The sequence below is a fragment of the Halomonas sp. I5-271120 genome (assembly GCF_030553075.1).
Classification (GTDB): domain Bacteria; phylum Pseudomonadota; class Gammaproteobacteria; order Pseudomonadales; family Halomonadaceae; genus Onishia; species Onishia taeanensis_A.
In genome coordinates, this window is the sequence record NZ_CP130701.1 from 2,398,438 (window position 1) to 2,418,178 (window position 19,741).

11 protein-coding genes are annotated in these 19,741 nt (G+C 66.2%); 2 read left to right on the top strand and 9 right to left on the bottom strand.

Annotated elements, in window-relative coordinates:
• Window positions 1–115 precede the first annotated feature (115 nt).
• The 9 genes from recD to dctP form a co-directional block, all read right to left on the bottom strand.
• Window positions 116–2,362, bottom strand: coding sequence for an exodeoxyribonuclease V subunit alpha (gene recD / locus Q2K57_RS10720; protein WP_304525031.1), 2,247 nt, complete (start codon window positions 2,360–2,362; stop codon window positions 116–118).
• On the bottom strand, window positions 2,359–6,456 hold the full coding sequence (locus tag Q2K57_RS10725; protein ID WP_304525032.1) for a UvrD-helicase domain-containing protein: 4,098 nt from the start codon (window positions 6,454–6,456) through the stop codon (window positions 2,359–2,361). The genes recD and Q2K57_RS10725 overlap by 4 nt, the downstream gene beginning before the upstream one ends.
• Window positions 6,453–10,133, bottom strand: coding sequence for an exodeoxyribonuclease V subunit gamma (recC, locus tag Q2K57_RS10730; RefSeq protein ID WP_304525033.1), 3,681 nt, complete (start codon window positions 10,131–10,133; stop codon window positions 6,453–6,455). The genes Q2K57_RS10725 and recC overlap by 4 nt, the downstream gene beginning before the upstream one ends.
• 121 nt (window positions 10,134–10,254) lie before the next feature.
• A complete protein-coding gene (locus tag Q2K57_RS10735; RefSeq protein WP_304525034.1) occupies window positions 10,255–10,890 on the bottom strand; it encodes a methylated-DNA--[protein]-cysteine S-methyltransferase in 636 nt (211 codons plus the stop codon).
• Between the two features lie 226 nt (window positions 10,891–11,116).
• Window positions 11,117–12,640, bottom strand: coding sequence for a malonyl-CoA synthase (locus Q2K57_RS10740; protein ID WP_304525035.1), 1,524 nt, complete (start codon window positions 12,638–12,640; stop codon window positions 11,117–11,119).
• On the bottom strand, window positions 12,637–13,998 hold the full coding sequence (locus Q2K57_RS10745) for a malonyl-CoA decarboxylase (RefSeq protein ID WP_304525036.1): 1,362 nt from the start codon (window positions 13,996–13,998) through the stop codon (window positions 12,637–12,639). The genes Q2K57_RS10740 and Q2K57_RS10745 overlap by 4 nt, the downstream gene beginning before the upstream one ends.
• Before the next feature lie 114 nt (window positions 13,999–14,112).
• Window positions 14,113–15,453 (bottom strand): TRAP transporter large permease, encoded by a 1,341-nt coding sequence (locus Q2K57_RS10750; RefSeq protein ID WP_112055534.1) that lies wholly within the window; start codon window positions 15,451–15,453, stop codon window positions 14,113–14,115.
• Between the two features lie 2 nt (window positions 15,454–15,455).
• Window positions 15,456–15,977 (bottom strand): TRAP transporter small permease subunit, encoded by a 522-nt coding sequence (locus Q2K57_RS10755; protein WP_220086277.1) that lies wholly within the window; start codon window positions 15,975–15,977, stop codon window positions 15,456–15,458.
• A 108-nt stretch (window positions 15,978–16,085) separates the two neighbouring features.
• On the bottom strand, window positions 16,086–17,090 hold the full coding sequence (gene dctP / locus Q2K57_RS10760; RefSeq protein ID WP_112055578.1) for a TRAP transporter substrate-binding protein DctP: 1,005 nt from the start codon (window positions 17,088–17,090) through the stop codon (window positions 16,086–16,088).
• 169 nt (window positions 17,091–17,259) lie between these two features.
• Here dctP and Q2K57_RS10765 point away from each other — a divergent pair, with 169 nt between their 5' ends.
• The gene (locus tag Q2K57_RS10765) at window positions 17,260–17,946 is read left to right on the top strand and encodes a GntR family transcriptional regulator (RefSeq protein WP_304525037.1); all 687 of its coding nucleotides are present in this window, start codon (window positions 17,260–17,262) and stop codon (window positions 17,944–17,946) included.
• A 69-nt stretch (window positions 17,947–18,015) separates the two neighbouring features.
• Window positions 18,016–19,491, top strand: coding sequence for a YdiU family protein (locus Q2K57_RS10770; protein ID WP_304525038.1), 1,476 nt, complete (start codon window positions 18,016–18,018; stop codon window positions 19,489–19,491).
• The last annotated feature ends 250 nt before the right edge of the window (window positions 19,492–19,741 follow it).

Below are 19,741 nucleotides of genomic sequence, written 5' to 3' on the forward strand. Positions count from 1 at the left end.
CTCTGTCAGGTAAATACCATCACACCTCATGCTGTGGACGTTATGGCAGCCTGAACGCGCGCTCCCTGGCTGAGGAAAGGCTCTACTGCTACTTGAATAACGGAGCCGATGCTCATCAACTCCCCAACCCACTCACCCGCATCACCCTTCTCTGCGCCGCGTCCATCAGCTGGCCGCGGCCGGTTTCCACTAGCGTCAGCCAGTGGCGGGCGCGGGTGATGCCGGTGTAGACCAGCTCCCGGGTGAGGATGGGATTCGGCGCGTCGGGCAGCACCAGGGCGGCGTGGGTGAACTCCGAGCCCTGTGATTTGTGTACCGTCATCGCGAATACCGTCTCCACCGCTTGCAGGCGCGAGGGCAGTACCCACTTGATGCGGTCGGTGCCGTCGCCGGCTGGGAAGGCGACCCGCAGCAGGCGGCGGCTGCCGTCGCCGGGCTTTGCATCCGGGCGCGGCATATCCAGGGTGATGCCGATATCGCCGTTCATTAGCCCCAGTCCGTAGTCGTTCTTGGTGACGAGCACCGGGCGGCCGGGGTACCAGCGCTGGCGGCCGTCCTGGCTGTCGATCAGCTTTTCTCGCTCCAGCGCTTGGCGCACTCGCTCGTTCAGGCCTTCCACACCCCAGGGGCCGCGGCGCAGCGCGCACAGCAGCTGGAAGTCGCCGTGGGCCGCCAGCACGTCGCGGGCCCAAGCATCGAACTGTTCCTGTTCCGCGCCATCCGCCGGGCGCCGCTCCGCCATCACGCTCAGAAAGTGGCGATAGCCCACTGGGGGCGGCAGCGTTTCGCCGCGATGTATGCGGCCCTGGCCGGCATTGGGAAAACGCTCGGGGCAGCCGCTCACGGCCAGGCGGGCCAGGCCGCGCTCGTCGTCGGTGGAAAGTTTCAGGTGCGAAAGGTCGGCGAAGCCGTGGTTGAGTGCGTCACCGATGGCGCGGCGCTTGGCGGTGGGCTCGGCTTCCATGTTGATCGCGGCGGCCAACTGTCCGATGCCGCTCTCGGCGGTGAAGCGGTGGCTGACGCGCAGCATGGCGATGGCTTGGTCGAGGGTCTGGCCGTCGGCGTTCAGGGTGTTCTCGGGCAGCGGCTGGCCGGTGGCCTTGGCTAGCCAATCAGCGGTGGCCGGGGTGTAGTGGCCGCCCTCGGCCCGGGCGCACAGGTCACCGAGCACCGAGCCGGCCTCCACCGAGGCGAGCTGGTCCTTATCGCCCAGCAGCACCAGCCGCGCCCGGGGCGGCAGCGCTTCGAGCATCGCGGCCATCATGCCTACGTCTACCATCGAGGCCTCGTCCACCACCAGCACGTCTAGCGGCAGCGGGTTGTGGCGGTCGTGGCGGAAGCGGCGGGTGTCAGGGCGCGAGCCCAATAAACGGTGCAGGGTGCTAACTTCCTTGGGAATCACCTCGCGCAGCCTTTCGGGGTCGTCGGCTAGGCCGTTGAGATCGAGCTTGGCCACCTGGCCGGCGATGGATTCATTGAGCCGGGCGGCGGCCTTGCCGGTGGGCGCGGCCAGGCGGATGCGCAGGGCCTGTTCGCCCCCATCTTCTTCACCCTTGCTATTCGCCATGTTATTCCCCAAGGCAAGCGCCTGAAGCAGGGCGAGCAGGCGCACCACGGTGGTGGTTTTGCCGGTTCCGGGGCCGCCGGTGATCACCGCGAAACGCGAGCGGTCGGCCAGGGCGCAGGCGGCCTTTTGCCAGTCGAGGGGCGCGGGCTGTGTCGGCTCGGGAAACAGCGCGTCGAGAATCGGGCGCAGCCGGGCCGCGTCCGTAGCATCGTCGCTATCCGTTCCATCGAGCCGGGCGACGATCTGGCTGTGGATATCCTGCTCGTGCTGCCAGTAGCGGCGCAGGTAGAGGCGCGGGCGGGCGTTGGTGCCGGCGAGCACCAGTGGCGTGCTGCCGGGGCCTTCGGCCACCAGCTCGGGCTGAGTCAGCGCTGCGCGCCAGGCGTCGAGATCCAGCGCGGCCATCACTCGGCTGGGCAGCGGCGGCGGGTCTTCCAGGCTGTCGCCTTCCGGCGGCAGCGAGAGTGCCAGGTCCGGGGTGGCCAGCGTCTGGGCCAGGTCCAGGCAGACATGGCCGCGGCCGAGCTGATGGCTGGCCAGCGCCGCCGCCAACAGCAGTAGAGGTGAGGCCTCACTTACCGTTTTCGCCTCGCGATGCAGGAAGGCGGCGAAGGCGCGGTCCAGCGAGCGCAGCCAGCCGCGCTCCACCCAGCGGTCGAGTAGGGCGAACAGCGCCGCGTGATCGGCCAGCGCGTTTTCGGGCGCTCTAATAAGCGCGTTTTCGGGCGCTTGAATCAGCGCGGTCTCCGGGGCGTCGGTATTGACCGGGGAGGTGTTGGAAGATGTCGGCATCATGCGGTGGCCTCCTCGGCACTGAACAGGGCATCGAGCGCGAGGATCAGCTCGCTTGGCGGGCGTTCGGCGTGCACGCCGCGGGAAGGCGCGCGGGTGCCGCGCAGGAAGACGTAGAGCGCCCCGCCCAGGTGGCGTTCGATATCGTAGTCCGGCAGCCGGGCCTTGAGCAGCCGGTGCAGGGCCAGCAGGTAGAGGCAGTACTGCACGTCATAGCGCTTCTCGAGTACGGCATCGGCCATCGCCGTCTCGGTGTAGGCGGCATCGTCCGCACCCAGATGGTTGGACTTCCAGTCGAGCACATAGAAGCGCCCTTCATGTTCCACCACCAGGTCGATGAAGCCCTTGAGCATGCCGTTCAGCGTATCGGGCTCGAGCGCCGGCCGTGGACGCCCGTCGAGTGTGTGAGCGCTTACGAGGGCGTCCAGCTTGCGCGTATTCACCTTGTGGGCGGCGAACCAGAATTCCAGCTCGACGCGGTAGTCGGTAGCGCCGTCCAGGGCATCCAGGCGCAGCGGCGCGGCCTCTCCATCGCCTGAATCCGGCACTGGCAGCGGCGTGGTCAAAAGCTCCGGCAGCCACTGTTCGAGTGCGGCGATCTGGCCTTCCCAGCCGCGACGGTTGGCGCGCCGGGCCAGGGTGTCGGTGCGCAGCTCGGCGTCCTCGGCGATCTTGGCAAAGCCTTCCTCGCCGGCCCATTCCAGCAGGCCGTGCAGGAAGGTGCCTGCAGAGGGCCCGCGGGGGAAGCGGTGGAGCGAGCCTTCGCTCACCGTGGCGGCGTTGGCATCGAAGGGCTCGTGGATCACCTCCATGGCCGTCGCCTCATCGGCGGTGGTGGGCTCGGGCGACGGCTCCGCCTCGGCGCTGGCTTCTGTATTGTCCTCATCCGGGGTGGCGCCTGTGCGCAGCGCCGAGTAGCTGGCGATCCACCAGTGCTCGCGGATCGTCCGGGTGGGCGCGCGGGCCTCACCGAGCGGCGTGTCGTCGCTGGCGAGTTCCACCGGCGTGGCATCGGCCTCGGGAGCATCCTGCACCGTAACTCTTTGAGCTCCATCGCCGGCGTGCTCGTCGGCCAGCGCTTCGAGTGCCGGGCGCAGCTTGTCGGGTGAGAGCGCCTGGCCGCCAGCGATCAGATGGCCGACGGCGCTGCGTTCCATGGCCTCCAGCGGCGCCAGGCCGAGCCAGGTGGCGTGGCGGGCGCGGGTCAGGGCGACGTAGAGCTTGCGCAGATCCTCGCCCAGGCGCTCGTGGTCGGCGCGGGCGAGGGTGGCCTCGTCGGCGGACAACGTCAGGCGCAGGTTCCCGTCGTCGTCGTGCCAGCGCAGCGGCAAGTCGCCGGCCTTTACCGGGCGGAAGGCGGCGATGAAGGGCAGGAACACCAGCGGGTACTCCAGGCCCTTGGACTTGTGGATGGTAACCACCTGCACCAGGTCTGCGTCGCTTTCCAGGCGCAGGCGGTGGGTGTCGGATTGGGCCTGTGGATGCGCGCGGGACTCGGCGAGAAAGCGCAGCAGGGCGTGCTCGCCGTCGATCTCGGTACTGGCCTCCTGGAGCAATTCGCCGAGGTGCAAGAGGTCAGTGAGCCGTCGCTCGCCCTCGGGCACTGCAAGCAGCCGGCCGGGCACCGCGAAGTCGGCCAGCAGCCGATGCAGCATGGGCAGCACGCCACGGCGCTGCCACTGGCGGTGGTAGTCGCGAAACTGCATTACCCGCGCCTCCCAGGCCAGCTCGTCCTGCTGGGGGCCGCCGTTCAGGGCGTCGAGCTCGGCAAGCGACAGCCCCAGGCTCGGCGTGGCGAGCGCGGCACGCAGGGAGCGTTCGTCGTCCGGCGCGGCGCAGGCGGCTAGCCACATCTCCAGCTCGGCGGCGGCCTCGGTCTCGAATACGCCTTCCTTGTCGGAGAGGTAGACGCTGCGGATGCCCCGGGCCAGCAGGGCGCCCCGGATGGCGCGGGCCTCGCCGGCGTTGTTGACCAACACGGCCAGATCCGACGGCGCCAGCGGCTTAAGCGCTCCGTCTTGCTTGGTGTTCGTCTGCACAAAGCCCGTCTGCCCGGCCTGGCCCTCGCGTAGGAGACTGGCCATCTCGGTGGCGCAGCGTCCGGCCAGCTCGTGGAGGTAGGCCGATTTCGACAAGGCGTCTTCAGCGTCCAGGTGCCAAAGCGTCAGCGCGGGTTGGGGCGCGCCGAGGCGAACCAGGGCATCCTTGCGACCGTTCGCGTCCACTGGTGCAAAAGGCACCGGATTGTCATCGCCGCGGCGGAAGAGGAAGGCGCCGGCTTCGCTCTGCTCGGCATGTTCGAACACCCGGTTGACCGCCTCGACCATCGGCGTGGCGGAGCGGAAGTTGGTGCCCAGGGTGACGTGGCGGCCGGCGGTGTCGCGCCGGGCCTGAAGGTAGGTATGGATATCGGCGCCGCGAAAGGCGTAGATCGCCTGCTTGGGGTCGCCGATCAGCAGCACGGCGCTCTTGTCAGCGCCCGAAGCTGCGCTCTTGTCAGCGCCCGAAGCCGCGCTCTTGTCAGCGCCCGAAGCCGCGCTATTTTCAGCGCCCGAAGCTGCGCTGGGGCTCTTTTCACTGTCATCAACGCCGCCGCGGTTCTCGGCCAGCCGGTAGACCCGGTCGAACAGCCGGTACTGCACCGGGTCGGTGTCCTGGAACTCGTCGACCAATGCTACCGGGAACTGCTCGCGGATGCGGGCGGCCAGGGTCTTGCCGGCCTCGCCTGCGAAGGCGGCGTCCAGCCGGTGCAGCAGGTCGTCGGGGCCGAGCTCGGCGCGGCGGCGCTGCACGGTCTCGCGGCGGGCGGCCATCCAGTGAACGGCGTGGGCGAGCAGGTCGGCGAATGGGTCGGGCAGCTCGGCGAGCTGATCCGGCAGCGCTTCCAGGGCCTCCAGCGCCGGCAGGTTGGGGACGGGATCTTCCTTCCAGATCTCGGCGATGCCTTCGGGCGTCAGCCGTTTCCAGGCGGCGTCGGTCAGTGCCGGCTTGGCCAGTTCGGGGTCATTCGCCCAGTCGCGCAGGGCGGCGAGCCAGTTGGCGCGGCTTCGGGCGTTGAGCTTCTGGCCGTTGAACGCCTTGCGCTTGGCGGCGGCCTCAAGAAGCGCTTCTAACTCGTCGAGCCAGGCCGGCCACGGCGCCTTGAGCTCGGCCAGCGCCGCGGCGCGCTGCTCACGGTAGTTGGCCAGCGCCTCGAAGGGCGGCGGTGCCACGGGCAGGGCGGCGGCGTGGGTGCGCAGCCGGCCGGCGGTGTCGTTAAGGGTGTCCGGCGTGGTCCAGTAGCGGGCGATGAGCTGCAGCGCTTCGGGGTCGAGGTCGTAGTAGAAGCTGCGCCAGTAGTCCCGGGCGATCTCCAGGTCCATCTCCGACTGATCCAGCGACATCTCCAGGGCGAACAGGCTGCCGCTGTCGAAGGCGTGCTCGCGCAGCATGCGGTGGCACCAGGCGTGAATGGTGGAGACGGCGGCTTCGTCCATCCATTCGGCGGCCAGTCGTAGGCGGCGGGCGCAGGTCGGCCAGCTCTCGCGGGGGTAGCTGTCGCGCAGGGCGAGCAGAGGATCGCCGCTCGGCTTCTCATTGCTCAATGGAACGCCGCCCGACACTTCGTCTGCGGGCGCTACGTTATCCACAGCCGGTTCGGCGAAGAGATCACCTGTCAGTCCTTCGTCCGACGAAGCTGATTCGCCGGCAGACCAGCGCGGAGGCGCTATAGACCCGTCCTTGGGCGCTACCGATGCCATCCCTGGCATCGGACCTCCGCCATGGTCTGCCTTCGGCGCTTCGCCTTCTGGGTTGGCCGCTTGTTGAAACGCCTCAGCCGCTTCCACTAGCCGGGCGCGGATGCGGTCGCGCAGCTCCTGGGTGGCGGCATTGGTGAAGGTGACCACCAGGATCTCCGGCGGCGTCAGCGGCCGCGGGAAGCTGGCCGCGTCGTCTTCGTTCCGCGGGCCGAGCACCAGGCGCAGGTAGAGCAGGGCAATGGTGAAGGTCTTGCCGGTGCCGGCGCTGGCCTCGATCAGCCGGCTGCCGGTAAGCGGCAGGGCGACCGGGTCGAGGCGTGGCGTCTCGGCCGCTTGCATGGCTTCCGTCATCGTCATGCCTTGCCTCCCTGGCCCTTGCTGCCGTTCTTTTCGTTCTTTTTATCGCCGCTGCCCTTTGCCTTCACGGCATCGTGCAGCGGCGCGTAGAGCGCATTCGTCAGCTCGGTGAAGTGCTGCCCGGAGGTCTGATGGCGTACTAGGCTTGCGAGGTCGCGCCACTGGCGGGCCAGATACGGGTCGCGGTCGCGCTCACCGGGCGTGTAGTCGTTGCCCTCGAACACCTGAACGGCGGCCTTCCAGGCCTTGAAGTCGGCTTCCTCTGCTTTCTTCTCATCGCCACCGAAGACGCGGGCCAGGGCGTTCTCGTCGCCCCCCTTCTCGTGCCAGGCGAAGGCGGTGTCCCGGGCCAGCGGCAGCGGGGCGGTCATGCCGGCGCGCCAGGCGCGGGCGACGGCCTCTAAATGCTTGCGGGCGGTGCCGGCGTCCAGAGGCGCCAGGGTGCCGCCGCCGGCCCGGGAGAGCAGCACCGTGGTCATGGGGCCCAGGGCGAGTTGGCCGGCCAAGTGGGCGACCCAGGGGGCCAGCCAGTGCTTCCAGTTGTATTTGCCCTTGTTGACCAGGCTGCTGGTCATCAGCACCAGGCGGCAGCGTTCGCCGTCTGCGTTCTCGCGCAGGCCGTCCAGCCAGTCCTCCACCCGCAGCGGATCAGTCGACAGTGGGTCCTCGCCCGTATCAAGCGTCAGCGAGACCGCCGCCGGGGTCTCCCAGGCGTAGGGCCAGGCCTCGAGTTGGTCGGCGTAGTCGCCAAGCACCTTGTCCAGCGGCTCGACTAGCTGTTCGCGCATTAGCTCGGCGAAGCCGCCCATGGCCAGGCGCCCCTCGCGCTCCAGGCGCTCCAGAGTGTCGTGAATGGCGGGCGTTGGCGGTTCGGACGCATCGACGGCGCGGCGCCCGGCCTCGATCAGCGCCTGCTGGAGCTGCCAGTGGTCCAGGCCGTCCAGGGCGAAGGGCTCGTGGTCCGGGCTTTCCAGCGCCTCGCGCTCGAGGTAGACGCCGAGCCGGGTGGTGAAGAAGGCCTTCACCGGGTCCTTGAGAAAGCCACTGAGGCGCGCCAGTGGCAGTGCCGTGTCGATCTCCATCGGCGGCAGCTCGCCGTCGACGGCGGTTTCGGGAGATGAATGGCCGGCATGGATCGCTCGCCATTCATGAGCATAGGTATACAGGCCTCGCTCGCCCGTAAAGTAGTGTCTGCTAAACGGCTGCAGCGGATGCTCGGTGGTCAGGGCGTCGACGAGGGCCTGGCCGGTGGCGTCGCCTTCTTCTGCGCCGGCCAGTTTCCAGCCAGCGGCGAGGTGGTCGCGCAGCTGGCCGAGCAGTACCGAGGGTGGGCACGGCTCGTTGTCGTGGATACTGCGGCCGACCCAACTGATCATCAGGCTGTCGCGGGCCGAGAGCAGCGCCTCGAGGAACAGGTAGCGGTCGTCCTCGCGGCGCGAGCGGTCGCCAGGGCGGTAGTCGTGCCCCATCAGGTCAATATCCAGCGGGCGCTGTACCCGCGGGTACTCGCCGTCGTTCATGCCCAGCAGGCAGACGTGGCGGAACGGGATGGCGCGCATCGGCATCAGGGTGGCGACGTTCACCGCGCCGGCCAGGAAGCGCTGGGAGAGGTTGGCTTCGTCGAGCTGGCCAAGCCAGTGCTCGCGTACCACCGAGAGCGGTAGGGCTTCGGTAAGGCCAGCGTCCTCTGTGGTCTCCTGCCAGTCTTCCAGCAGTTCGCCCAGGCGGTTGAGGGTAGCAAGGTCGGCCTCGTCCTCGGCGGCGAAGCAATCGCTCAGCAAGCCGCGCAGGCGGCGGCACCAGGTGGCTACGTCGGCGGGCTCGCTGAGCGCGCGCCACTGGGCCTCGAGGGCGTCGAGCAGGTCCATCAGTGGGCCGGCCAGCGCGGCCTCCAGGCCGCCGATGTCGCCATAGGGCTCGATGTCGTGCCAGGGACCGCCGGCGCTTTCGTTGTCCGTACTTTGGCCCACCGCGTAGCCTAGCATCAGGCGACGCAGGCCAAAGGCCCAGGTGTTGGCGGTAAGACCGCCTGGCAGGTCGAGCCGGGCGCGCTGCTCGGCGTTGAGCCCCCAGCGGATGCCGGCGCCCTCGATCCAGCGGCGCAGCACCGGCAGGTCGTCGGCGGTCAGTCCGAAGCGCCCGCGCAGGGCGGGGACTTCCAGCAGGTCGAGCAGGTCACTCACCGTGAGCCGCGATTCCGGCAGGTGCAGCAGCGCCTCCAGCGCCACCAGCAGCGGCTGGCGGTGGCGGCTGGTCTGGTCGGAGAGCGTAAAGGGAATGTGGCGCGGGTCGTCCTGGGGTAGCCGGCCGAATACCGCTTGTACAGCGGCGGCGTAGGTGTCGATGTCCGGCACCATCACCAGCACGTCGCGCGGGCGCAGCGTGGGGTCGGCGTCGAAGGCGGCCAGTAGCTGGTCGTGGAGGATCTCCACCTCGCGCAGGGCGCTGTGGGCGACGTGGAAGCGCAGGCTGCGATCAAGGGCCGGGTCCACCGCTGGCCAGGTGTCGCGGGTCTCCTGGGGTGGCCGCAGTTCGAGGATGTCGTCCTGAAGTTGCTGCAGTAGCCCCGTGGTCTCGCCGTCGGCGGGCGAGTCGAACAGGTCGATGCGCAGCGCCTCGGCATCGAACAGCGCCCGGTAGGCGTCCTGGTCGTCGAACTCATCGAGTAGGCGCAGGTAGTCGCGGCCCTGCTTGCCCCATGCGGCCAGCAGCGGTTGGGCGTGCAGGTGCAGCTGGGTGTCATCGAGTTCGAGCGGCATGCCGGGGCGATGACGCTGGCGCCGACGGGCGGCCCGCAAGAGGTCCTTGTGCTCGATGATGTCTGCCCAGTAGTGGCGGCAGGGGTTGTGCACGCATAGCAGCACCTGGGTGACCTTCGACACCGCGGCTAGCGCCTCCAGCGTTTGGCGGGGCAGCGAGGAGATGCCGAATACCACTACCCGGCGCGGTAGTCCGGCCGGTCGCGTCTCTTTGTTCAGGGCTTCGGGCGTCAGTTCGCGGCAGGCCTCAAGGAAGCGGGTGTGTACCCAGGCACGGCTGGTGGCCAGGCCGTTTTCGCCCAGTCCTTGAGAAATGTCGTCGCGCAGCCGCCGCCACAGCGCCGGTTGCCAGCACTGGTCCTCGGCGAGCGGCCGGGCCTGGCCGCGGGCATCGATCAGCTCGTCGCGGCCCTCGGCCCAGGCGGCCAGCCAGTCGGCGCGGTAGACCTGGTACTGGTCGAACAGGTCGGCCAGGCGCTCGGCGAGCTGATGGCGCTTGCGCAGGTCATCGTCGTCGGCCAGAAAGCGCGCCAGCGGGGCGAAGGTCTCGTCATCCACCAACTCCGGCAGCAGACGCATCAGTCGCCAGATAAGGCGCGGCTTGTCCAAGGGTGATGACGGCGGCACGGCTTCATTGCCCAGCACTGCGCGGTAGGCCTGCCACAGGTAGCGGGCTGGCAGGGTGACATCCATCGCCGCGGCGATGCCGGCGCCGGCGGGCGGGTCGGCGGCCAGCGCCAGCTTCAGCCACTGGCTGATGCCGTTGCTCTGCACCAGAATCACTTCGTCTTCCAGCGGCCCCAGCGGATGGGTCCGCAGCCATTCCACCGCCAGGTCGCGCAGCGTTTCCAGGCGATTGCCGTGGATCACCATGAAGCCGGGGCTGAGCTCGGATCCCTGGGAGAGACGGAGGGGCATGGCGATTCCTTCGCGGCGTTGAGACGGAGGTCAATGGTGCCGCAAATCGCCCACGGCATAAATCAGCTGTCGCTCATTTCAGGTCGATGGGCGTGTTTCGAGCCGCCGGGCTTAGCCGAACTCACCCCAAGTCGAAGGGAATTTCGCCGGCCTCATGGGCGAGCAACCACTGCTTGCGGCCGATGCCGCCGGCGTAGCCGGTCAGGCGTCCGTCGCTGCCGATCACTCGATGGCAGGGCACCACGATGGCCAGCGGATTCTGGCCGTTGGCGCGGCCCACTGCGCGCTGGCCGCCACGACGGTTAAGCTGCTCGGCGATCTCGGCGTAGCAGCGGGTCTCGCCGAAGGGAATGGTGGAAAGCGCCTGCCAGACCCGCTGCTGGAAGTCGGTGCCCTTGGGCGCCAACGGCAGGTCGAAGGTCTGGCGCAGGCCGTCGAAGTATTCCTCGAGCTGGGCGTGGGCGCGGTCGGTCAGGGCGTTGGGACGGGGCGTTTCATCGGCCTCCGCCTCGCCGACGAAGACGATTTCGGTGAGACCCTTATCGCTGGCGCGCAGGCGGACCAGGCCCAGCGCGGCGGTTTCCGGCGGCCGATAGTAGTCGAGGGCCTGATCGTCGAGCAGATCGCCCCGGGATTCGGCGACCTGGTCGGCAGGACGGTCATCGTCACGCTCATCAAGGTGCTTATCCGGATGCTTATCCAGAAGGGCATCCGGTTGATCAAAAAGCGAGCGGGAGGCAGCGGGGGCAGAGGACATGACGGTGACTCCTGAGATGATCGTTCTGGAGAAGGATCTTTGGAAAGCGCTACCGAGACCATAGCGGAAACTGGCCCTGGCTGCTGGTGATGCTTGCTACTGTGTTCGTCTCTGCGCGTGTTATCGGTTCTTTTTTTTGCTCTCGTCGCCGGTCTCTACAACCGACGAGGCCGCCTCATGGGGCGGCCTCGGTGAGTGCTTATGTCCAGGTACGGGCAGGAGCCGGTCAGGCGTCGCTGTATAGGTCGCGGTAGTCGTCGCGTAGCTGCTTCTTCTGCACCTTGCCCATAGTGTTGCGGGGTAGGCTGTCGACGAACAGTACTCGCTTGGGCTGCTTGTACTTGGCGAGGTGGTCGCTCAGCGAGGCGATTACCAGTGCCTCGTCGATCGTGGCGCCGGGCTTTTTGACCACCACGGCGGTCACGCCTTCGCCGAAGTCGGGATGGTGCACGCCGATCACGGCCGATTCGACCACGCCGTCCAACTCGTCGATGACCTGCTCGACCTCTTTCGGGTAGACGTTGTAGCCCCCCGAGATCACCAGGTCCTTGTCCCGCCCGACAATATGCACATAGCCGCGCTCGTCGATCATCGCCAGGTCGCCGGTGACGAAGAAGCCATCGTCGAGCAGTTCTTCCTTGGTCTTTTCCGGCATGCGCCAGTAGCCGACGAAGACGTTGGGACCGCGCACCTCGAGCATGCCGATCTCGCCCTGGGGCAGGTCACGATGGCTCTCACGGTCGGTGATGCGAACCTCCACCCCGGGCAGCGGCATGCCAACGGTGCCGGCGATCCGGTCGCCCTCATAGGGGTTGGAGGTGTTCATGTTGGTCTCGGTCATGCCGTAGCGCTCGAGAATCGCATGACCGGTGCGGGCCTCGAACGCCTGATGGGTGTCGGCGGTCAGCGGGGCCGAGCCGGAGGTGAAAAGGCGCATGTTGGCGGTCAGTTCTGGTGTCAGGCGCGGGTCCTGCAGCAGGCGGGTGTAGAAGGTCGGCACGCCCATCATGGTGGTGCCGCGGGGTAATTCGTCGATGATCGCCTCGACGTCGAAGCGTGGCAGGAAGCACATGCTGGCGCCGGACATCAGCACCACGTTGCAGGCCACGAAGAGCCCATGGGTGTGGAAGATCGGTAGCGCATGGATCAGCCGATCGGCTTCGCTGAACTGCCAGGTGTCGACCAGCGCCTTGGCGTTTGAGCCCAGGTTTGCGTGGGTCAGCATCGCGCCCTTGGAGCGTCCGGTGGTGCCGGAGGTATAGAGGATGGCGGCCAGGTCGTCGCCTTCGCGGGCCTGAATGCCTTCATATGGCGTTGCCTTGGCGGCGGCCGTCATCAGGCTGCCGTCGGCTTCAATGCCCAGAGTGGCCACCTGCGCGCAGCCGGTCTCGTCGGCGATGCGCCGTGCTTCGTCCTTGACCGCGGGGCGACAGACGAACAGCGCAGGCTCCGCATCGCCGAGGAAGTAGCGGATCTCCTCGCCGGTGTAGCCGGTATTGAGCGGCAGGTAGACGCCGCCGACGCGTAGGGTGGCCAGGTACAGCAGAATGGTTTCGGGGCTCTTGTCGACCTGCACGGCGACCCGGTCCCCCGGGCTCACGCCGAGCGCGACCAGGGCACCGGCCAGTCGTTCGCTGGCTGCGAGGGCCTGGGCATAGCTGTAGCCGCGGCCGTCGCGGGTGGTGATGAAATCGGCGTCACCGCGCGCCCGCATGCGTTGAGCGAAGGTATCGAACAGGTTGTGGTTCATTTTGTTGGTTCTCCCTTGAGCAGTTTGCGGGCACGTCGGTCCAGGTCGCGCACGGCCGACGAGCAGGCGATCGTGCCGTGGGTGGTGTATTTCTCGTGATTGCGTTCGATGTCTTCGAGCACATAGAGGTAATTGACCATCAGCCCGGCGGCCTGATGGAGTCCCTTGCCCGATGTGTCGCCCAGCCAGTTGATGCGATGCAGTTGAGCGCCGTTGCCCAGGTGAAAGCGGGCTACGGGATTGAGAGGCAATGCCTTGGCATTCTTTTCCTTGAGCAGGTAATGCGCCGCCAGCGGTTTGATGAGTTCCTTGAGCCGCTGTGATTGTTCGGGGTCGCTGGCCCAGTCGGGCGCATTGAGGTGCTCAAGCGCCGCCTTTGCGTCCTCGTCGAGGCCGTCGCCTGCGTCTTGCAACACGGTCTCCAGCCACTTGCGAAAGCCCGGCACCGGCGACAGGGTGACGAAGTGCTTGAGATGGGGCAGTTCCTGCTTGAGTTCTTGCACCACCTGCTTGATCAGGAAATTGCCGAAGGAGATGCCGCGCAGCCCGGTCTGGCAGTTGCTGATACCGAAGAAGGCGGCGGTGTCGGCGGCCTCCGGGTCCTCGATGTCGTAGGTGGCGGGATCAAGGATCGCCTGGATCTGGTCGGGCAGTCCCTTGTGCAGGGCCACTTCGACGAAGATCAGCGGCTCGTCGCCGAGAGCCGGGTGGAAGAAGGCGAAGCAGCGCCGGTCGCGGGCATCGAGGCGCCGGCGCAGGTCGTTCCAGTCGTGGATCTCGTGCACCGCCTCGTAGCGGATGATCTTCTCGAGGATCACCGCCGGCGTGTTCCAGTCGATACGCTTCAGCACCAGGAAGCCGCGATTGAACCAGGAGGCGAATAGGTGGGCGAAGTCTGCATCGATGGCCTTGAGATCGGGGTGTTCGCCGAGCATCGCCAGCAGATCCTCGCGCATGTGCACCAGCTCATGCGTGCCGCCGCTTGGCAGGTTGAGCCGGCGCAGCAGTTCCTGGCGACGGGGCTCGCAGACATCGAACAGGTGCTGCTGCGTGAGGTTGTCGCGGGTCTCGCGGTAGGCCGCGTAAGCGGCATCGATCTCCTCGGGGTCGGCGGCGAAATCGTCGGCCAGCCCCATGAAGAACTGCCGTTTCTGGTCGTCGTCAAGGCGGGCATAGATCGCCAGGGTCTGGCTCGCCAAGGTGATGCTCGAGGCCTCGCCGTCACTTTCGAGCAGCGCCTGACAGGCCTTGATCAGCATGGCGTGATCGACGGGAGAGCGCTCATCTTCTCGGCGCCTGAGCAGTACATCGCGCTGAGTGATGTTGCTGAACAGCTCCTGCAGGAAGCTCATATTCATTATTGATCCCTCATTGGTGAGCCCAGGTCCAAAGACAAAGATAAGGACAATGACAAGGGCGCGTCGGCGTCCGGGTGCAAGTGCAATGCTGGCGCATGATCAGCTGGCGCATGGTCAGGGCTGGCCCATGATCAGGTTGGGTAGCCAAGTCACAATGCCCGGGAAGAAGCACAGCACCACGATGCCCAGCACCATGCACAAGGCATAGGGCAGGCTGCCCATCAGCACGTCACGCAGTGAGATGTCCGGGGCGATGCTGTTGATGATGAACAGGTTGAGGCCCACTGGCGGCGTGATCAGGCCGATCTCCAGGTTGATGGTCAGGATGACGGCGAACCAGTAGGGATCGAAGTCAGCGGCCAGGATGATCGGTAGCAGGATCGGTGCTGTCATCACGATCACTGCTACCGGCGGCAGGAAGAAGCCGGCCACCAGCAGGAACAGATTGATGATGCCCATCAGCACCCAGCGGTTGACCTCCAGATCGGCGATGGTGGCCGCCACTGTCTGGGTGATGAACAACGATGACAGTGCATAGGCGAAGACCTCGGCGGCGGCGATGATCAGCATGATCATCACGCTCTCGCGCAGGGAGTCGCGCATGATCAGCTTGATCGGAGCGACGTGCCACATGCGATAGACGATGATCGCTAGCGCCAGGCACAGGAAGGCACCGGCCCCGGCCGCCTCCGAAGGCGTGGCCAGACCGCCGTATAGCGCGAACAGAATGCCGGCCACCACCGCCAGGAATGGCAGCACTCGCACCAGCGCCTTTAGGTTGCTGTCGACGTTGGCCTTGATCGTTTCCTTCATCTTGTCGGTGGCCGTGACCATCGGGGTGTCATAGCCTCCTGCCAACTTGCAGGCTATCAGCGTCCAGACCATAAACAGACCGGCTAGCATCAGCCCTGGGATCGCACCGGCGATGAACAGGCGTCCGATCGAGGTTTCGGTGGCAATGCCGTAGACGATCATGGTCACCGAGGGAGGAATCAGGATGCCCAACGTGCCGCCAGCGGCGATGCAGCCGGCGGCCACGCCATCCGGGTAGCCGCGCTTGCGCATTTCGGGGATGCCCATCTTGCCGATGGCGGCACAGGTGGCGGGAGAGGAGCCTGAGAGGGCGGCGAAGATCGAGCAGGCGCCGATGTTGGAGATCGCGAGACCACCGGGCAGGCGTCCGAGCCACAGATCCAGCGAGCGATAGAGGTCGCGACCAGTGGGCGACGAGGCCACGGCCGCGCCCATCAGGATGAACATTGGAATCGCCACGAAGCCGAACTCGGCGATGCGGTCGAAGAAGGTCTCGCCGAAGTAGGTCAGCTCGCTCATGCCGCGGTCGGCCACCAGGGCAATCAGCGACACGGCGCCCAGGGCGAAGGCGATCGGGGTGCCGATGGCCATCAATACAAGCAGCCCCACGGCCACGGCAATGCCGGCGGTAATCGGGTCCATGGTCAAGGCTCCTTACGCAGGGTTTCGGCGACGTATTGCAGTGTCAGCAGGGTGGACCCGAGCGCCATCGGCACCAGTGCCGGCCATAGAAGTGGGTTCCATACCGAGCCGGTGGTCCACTGCTGGTGGTAGGCCTCGGCCACATAGAGCCAGGCGGCATAGGCCAGGGCGGCGCAGAAGCCGATTCCGACCAGGGATGACACCAGGCGCATGATCTTGCGGGGCAGCCCGCCGATCATGTCAGGCAGCAGGGTGACCGCCACATGGCCGCCCGTCATCAGTACATAGGAACTGCCCATCAACATCGCGCCGCTGACGATGTAGATGGTGAATTCGGTCTGCCAAGTGGAACTCATGCCCAGGATGGTACGCACGAAGATCATGTGACAAATGGCCAGCACGCCGGCCATCAGCATGGCCGCGGCCAGGTAGGCCATGGCGCGCGACAGGCGATCCATGACGTGTGTATAGATGCCGATGATCTTGACGGGGGTCGAGAGCTCGCGGCGAGAGAAGTGCTCCATATGCCCTCCGGATAGTGTGAAGGAGGGCCGCCTCATGCAGGGCGGCCCGGCAAGCCGTGAACCGTCAGGCGGTCATCGGCATTGATGTCACAGGTAGCGGAGGTGGTGTCACTCCACGGCGAGGGCCGCATCAATCAGGGCCTGGCCGTTGGGCACGTTCTCGGCGAAGGTTTTGTAGGAGCTCTGCTGGGCGATATCCAGCCAGGCCTGGTAGTCCTCTTCAGACATGCTGACTACCTCGACGCCATTTGCCTTGAACTCGTCGATCATCTTCTGATCCAGTGCCGCGGCTTCACCGGCGAAGTACTCTTCTGCCTTCTGACCGGCCTCGACCAACGCCTGCTGCTGCGCTTCGTCGAGCTTGTTCCAGCTCTGTTCTGAAATCAGGACCGGTTCATACATGAACCACAGCGCGTTTTCACCGGGCGCTGTCAGGCAAGACACCTGCTCGTAGATGCGATATGACACGAACGAGCCGGACGACGTGTTGGCGCCGTCGAGCACCCCGGTTTGCATGGCGGTGTAGATATCCGAGGACGGCATCGAGGTGATAGATGCGCCGGCGCTGGCCAGCATTTCATCGAACGCCGGGCCGGCGGCGCGCAGGGTCTGGCCCTCGACCGTTTCCGGCGAGGTGATACAGCGCTTGTTCGAGGCAAAGCCACCGGCCAGCCAGGCGTCGGCCAGCACGCGGGCGCCGCCTTCATGAATCACGTCCTTGATCATGGTCATGAACTCGGAATCGTTGAGCCGCTGGGCACGTTCGTGATTGCGCACCAGCCCCGGCATCAACGTTGCCGAGAACTCCGGGTGGCGGCCACTGGCGTAGTCAAGCGGCAGCGATGTCATGTCCAGGCGGCCACGCGCCAGGGCGCTCCACTGTTCCTTGGCCTTGAACAGGGATTGGCCTGGATAGACCTGGATGGCGAGGTCAACGTCGGCTGCGGCGACTTCCTTGGCCATCAACTGCACCATTTCGTCTCGAACATCGCCCTGTCCACCAGGGAACTGGTGCGAGGCGCGCAGCACGGTTTCTGCCGAGGCAACGCTTGAAAAGGCAAGGGTCAGGGTGGCGGCCGCGATGGCGGCGGTGGAGGTGAGCTGGTGTGTCATCGGGCGTGTCATAGTGGCGTGACTCCATCGGTCTATTATTCTTGTGAAATGTTTATCATCGACGATGATGTATACTTGAATAGGCTTCTGGGATATTTGTGTCAATTAAATGACGCTAGACCATGGTCGATGCGGTGACGCAAGCGATTGATCGGGCAAGGGGGAAAATATGGCGGGCACCAAGCGATCGAATGCTCAGCGGCTCAAGGATTCGCTGGAGGACGACATCATCAATGGTCGACGGGTCCCCGGTGAGCGTCTCGATCCGGAAGTTTTGGGCAATGAGTTCGAGGTATCCCGCACGCCGGTGCGTGAAGCCATCCAGCAACTGGTGGCCAGTGGGTTGGTAACAGTCTCGCCGAAGAAGGGCACCTTCGTGGCCAAGGTGAGCATCGAGCAACTGATCGAGATGTTCGAGGTCATGGCTGAACTCGAGGGCATGTGCGGACGCCTGGCCACGCGGCGCATCACGCCCGGTGAGCTGTCCGATCTGCATCAGGCGCTTGAGCGCTGTGAGGCCGCCTCGGCAGGCGGAGATCCCGATGAGTATTACTACGAGAACGAGGTCTTCCATCACACGATCTACGCGGCGAGCCACAATGCCTTCCTGGCCGCGGAGGCCCGTCAGCTCAAGCTGCGACTGAAGCCTTATCGGCGACTGCAGTTACAGGTCCGCCATCGCATGAGCAACTCGCTGAGCGAGCATCGTGAGATCATCGCGGCCATCGAGGCCGGTGATGCCGTCCGGGCAGAACAGGCACTGCGGGATCATGTGCTGGTTCAGGGTGAGCGCTTCAGCGACCTGATCGCCAGTGTGAAGGATTTCGGTATCAAGGATGCCGACGAGCCCGTATAGAAAGGCAGGGAATGTTGGCCGCATTTGCCTGTCCCTGTAGGGTAGGCGAGCCCTTTTGGAGGAGGCGTCATGTTCCCGAGTTTTTCCCTACGCTATGCGCACCTGCCGTCGCGCATGAGTGCCGAGTGTGCCCCGACGCGGGTGGCGAATCCGCGCCTGGTTGCCTTCAATCATGCGCTTGCCGAGGAGCTGGGCTTCGACTCGACTGCATTCGATGCTACCGAGGCCGCCGAAGCGCTGTCCGGAAATGCGCCGCCTGACGGCAGTGAACCGCTGGCGATGGCCTACGCCGGCCATCAGTTCGGTAATTTCGTTCCTAGGCTCGGCGATGGTCGGGCGCTGCTGCTCGGCGAGGTCATCAACCGCGAGGGGGAGCTGCGCGAACTGCAGCTCAAGGGCGCCGGGCGCACGCCCTTCTCCCGGGGCGGCGACGGCCGGGCGCCGCTGGGGCCGGTGCTGCGCGAGTATCTGGTCAGCGAGGCCATGCACGCGCTGGGCATTCCCACCACCCGGGCGCTGGCCGCGGTGACCACCGGCGAGCGGGTCATGCGTCGCCTGCCCGAGCCCGGTGCGGTGCTGACCCGGGTGGCGTCGAGCCACCTGCGGGTGGGGACCTTCCAGTATTTTGCCGCCCGCCAGGACGTCGAGGCGATCCAGTTGCTGGCCGACATGGCCATCGAGCGCCACTATCCGCACCTTGCGCCGCTGAGCGGCGGCGGGCGCTATCTGGCCCTGCTCGAGGCGGTGGTGGCTCGCCAGGCCGAGCTGGTAGCGCGCTGGATGGGCGTGGGCTTCATCCATGGGGTGATGAACACCGACAACTCGACGATCTCCGGCGAGACCCTGGATTACGGCCCCTGCGCCTTTATGGATGCCTACGATCCGCTCACCGTGTTCAGCTCCATCGACGAGCGCGGCCGTTATGCCTTCTCCAACCAGCCCCACAGCGCCCAGTGGAACCTGGCCCGCTTCGCCGAGACGCTGCTGTCACTGCTCGATGAGGATCATGACCGAGCTGTTGCGCTTGCTACCGATGCTATCGAGGCCTTCCCCGAGCACTTCGAGGCAAGCTTTGGCGCGGTCAAGCGCGGCAAGCTGGGACTTGTCCGGGTCGAGGAAGGCGACGAGACCCTGGCTCAGGAGCTGCTGGACACCATGCAGGCCGGCCACGCCGATTACACCCTGACCTTCCGCCGCCTCGCTGATGTGTTTGAGGAGGACGGCGAGGCGCGGCTGGTGGAACTCTTCGACACGCCCGAGGCCATTCGGGCCTGGCTGACGCGCTGGCGTGAGCGTCTTAGCCGCGAAGACGCCGATGCCGCGACCATTGCCGCGCGTCTGCGCGCCACCAACCCGGCGGTGATTCCCCGCAATCATCAGGTTGAGCATGCGTTGATGGCGGCCGCCGACGAGGACGACTACGGTCCCTTCGAGGCGCTGCTGGCGGCCATTACCCGGCCCTTCGAGGCACCCGAGGGCGAGCCTGACTACACCCAGCCGCCGCAGGCAAACGAGCGGGTGTTGCGGACTTTCTGCGGTACCTGAGACGCCGCTGAATCACGCAGTAGCGACATCAGACAAGACAAAAGGAAGCCGCGCTGGCCAAGGGCCAACGCGGCTTTTTTTAGCTTGCTTCTCTTACTGGCGGTGATGCATCCGGCTGTTAACCGAACTGCCGAAACCTGTGTCCTTTAAAACGGTGCTCTTTAACCCTTTGCCCTTTAAACCTGTGCTCCATAAAGCTGTGACCTATGGGCGCCGCCGGGGCAGCGCCCAAGGGTCAGGGTAGAGCAGG

Excerpts from the sequence above, each read along its gene's own strand:
- Q2K57_RS10740 (WP_304525035.1), bottom strand. The coding sequence starts at position 12,640 with ATGAACCACAACCTGTTCGATACCTTCGCTCAACGCATGCGGGCGCGC.
- Q2K57_RS10725 (WP_304525032.1), bottom strand. The coding sequence starts at position 6,456 with ATGACGATGACGGAAGCCATGCAAGCGGCCGAGACGCCACGCCTCGAC.
- Q2K57_RS10745 (WP_304525036.1), bottom strand. The coding sequence starts at position 13,998 with ATGAATATGAGCTTCCTGCAGGAGCTGTTCAGCAACATCACTCAGCGC.
- recC (WP_304525033.1), bottom strand. The coding sequence starts at position 10,133 with ATGCCCCTCCGTCTCTCCCAGGGATCCGAGCTCAGCCCCGGCTTCATG.
- Q2K57_RS10735 (WP_304525034.1), bottom strand. The coding sequence starts at position 10,890 with ATGTCCTCTGCCCCCGCTGCCTCCCGCTCGCTTTTTGATCAACCGGAT.
- dctP (WP_112055578.1), bottom strand. The coding sequence starts at position 17,090 with ATGACACACCAGCTCACCTCCACCGCCGCCATCGCGGCCGCCACCCTG.
- Q2K57_RS10750 (WP_112055534.1), bottom strand. The coding sequence starts at position 15,453 with ATGGACCCGATTACCGCCGGCATTGCCGTGGCCGTGGGGCTGCTTGTA.
- Q2K57_RS10765 (WP_304525037.1), top strand. The coding sequence starts at position 17,260 with ATGGCGGGCACCAAGCGATCGAATGCTCAGCGGCTCAAGGATTCGCTG.
- recD (WP_304525031.1), bottom strand. The coding sequence starts at position 2,362 with ATGATGCCGACATCTTCCAACACCTCCCCGGTCAATACCGACGCCCCG.
- Q2K57_RS10755 (WP_220086277.1), bottom strand. The coding sequence starts at position 15,977 with ATGGAGCACTTCTCTCGCCGCGAGCTCTCGACCCCCGTCAAGATCATC.
- Q2K57_RS10770 (WP_304525038.1), top strand. The coding sequence starts at position 18,016 with ATGTTCCCGAGTTTTTCCCTACGCTATGCGCACCTGCCGTCGCGCATG.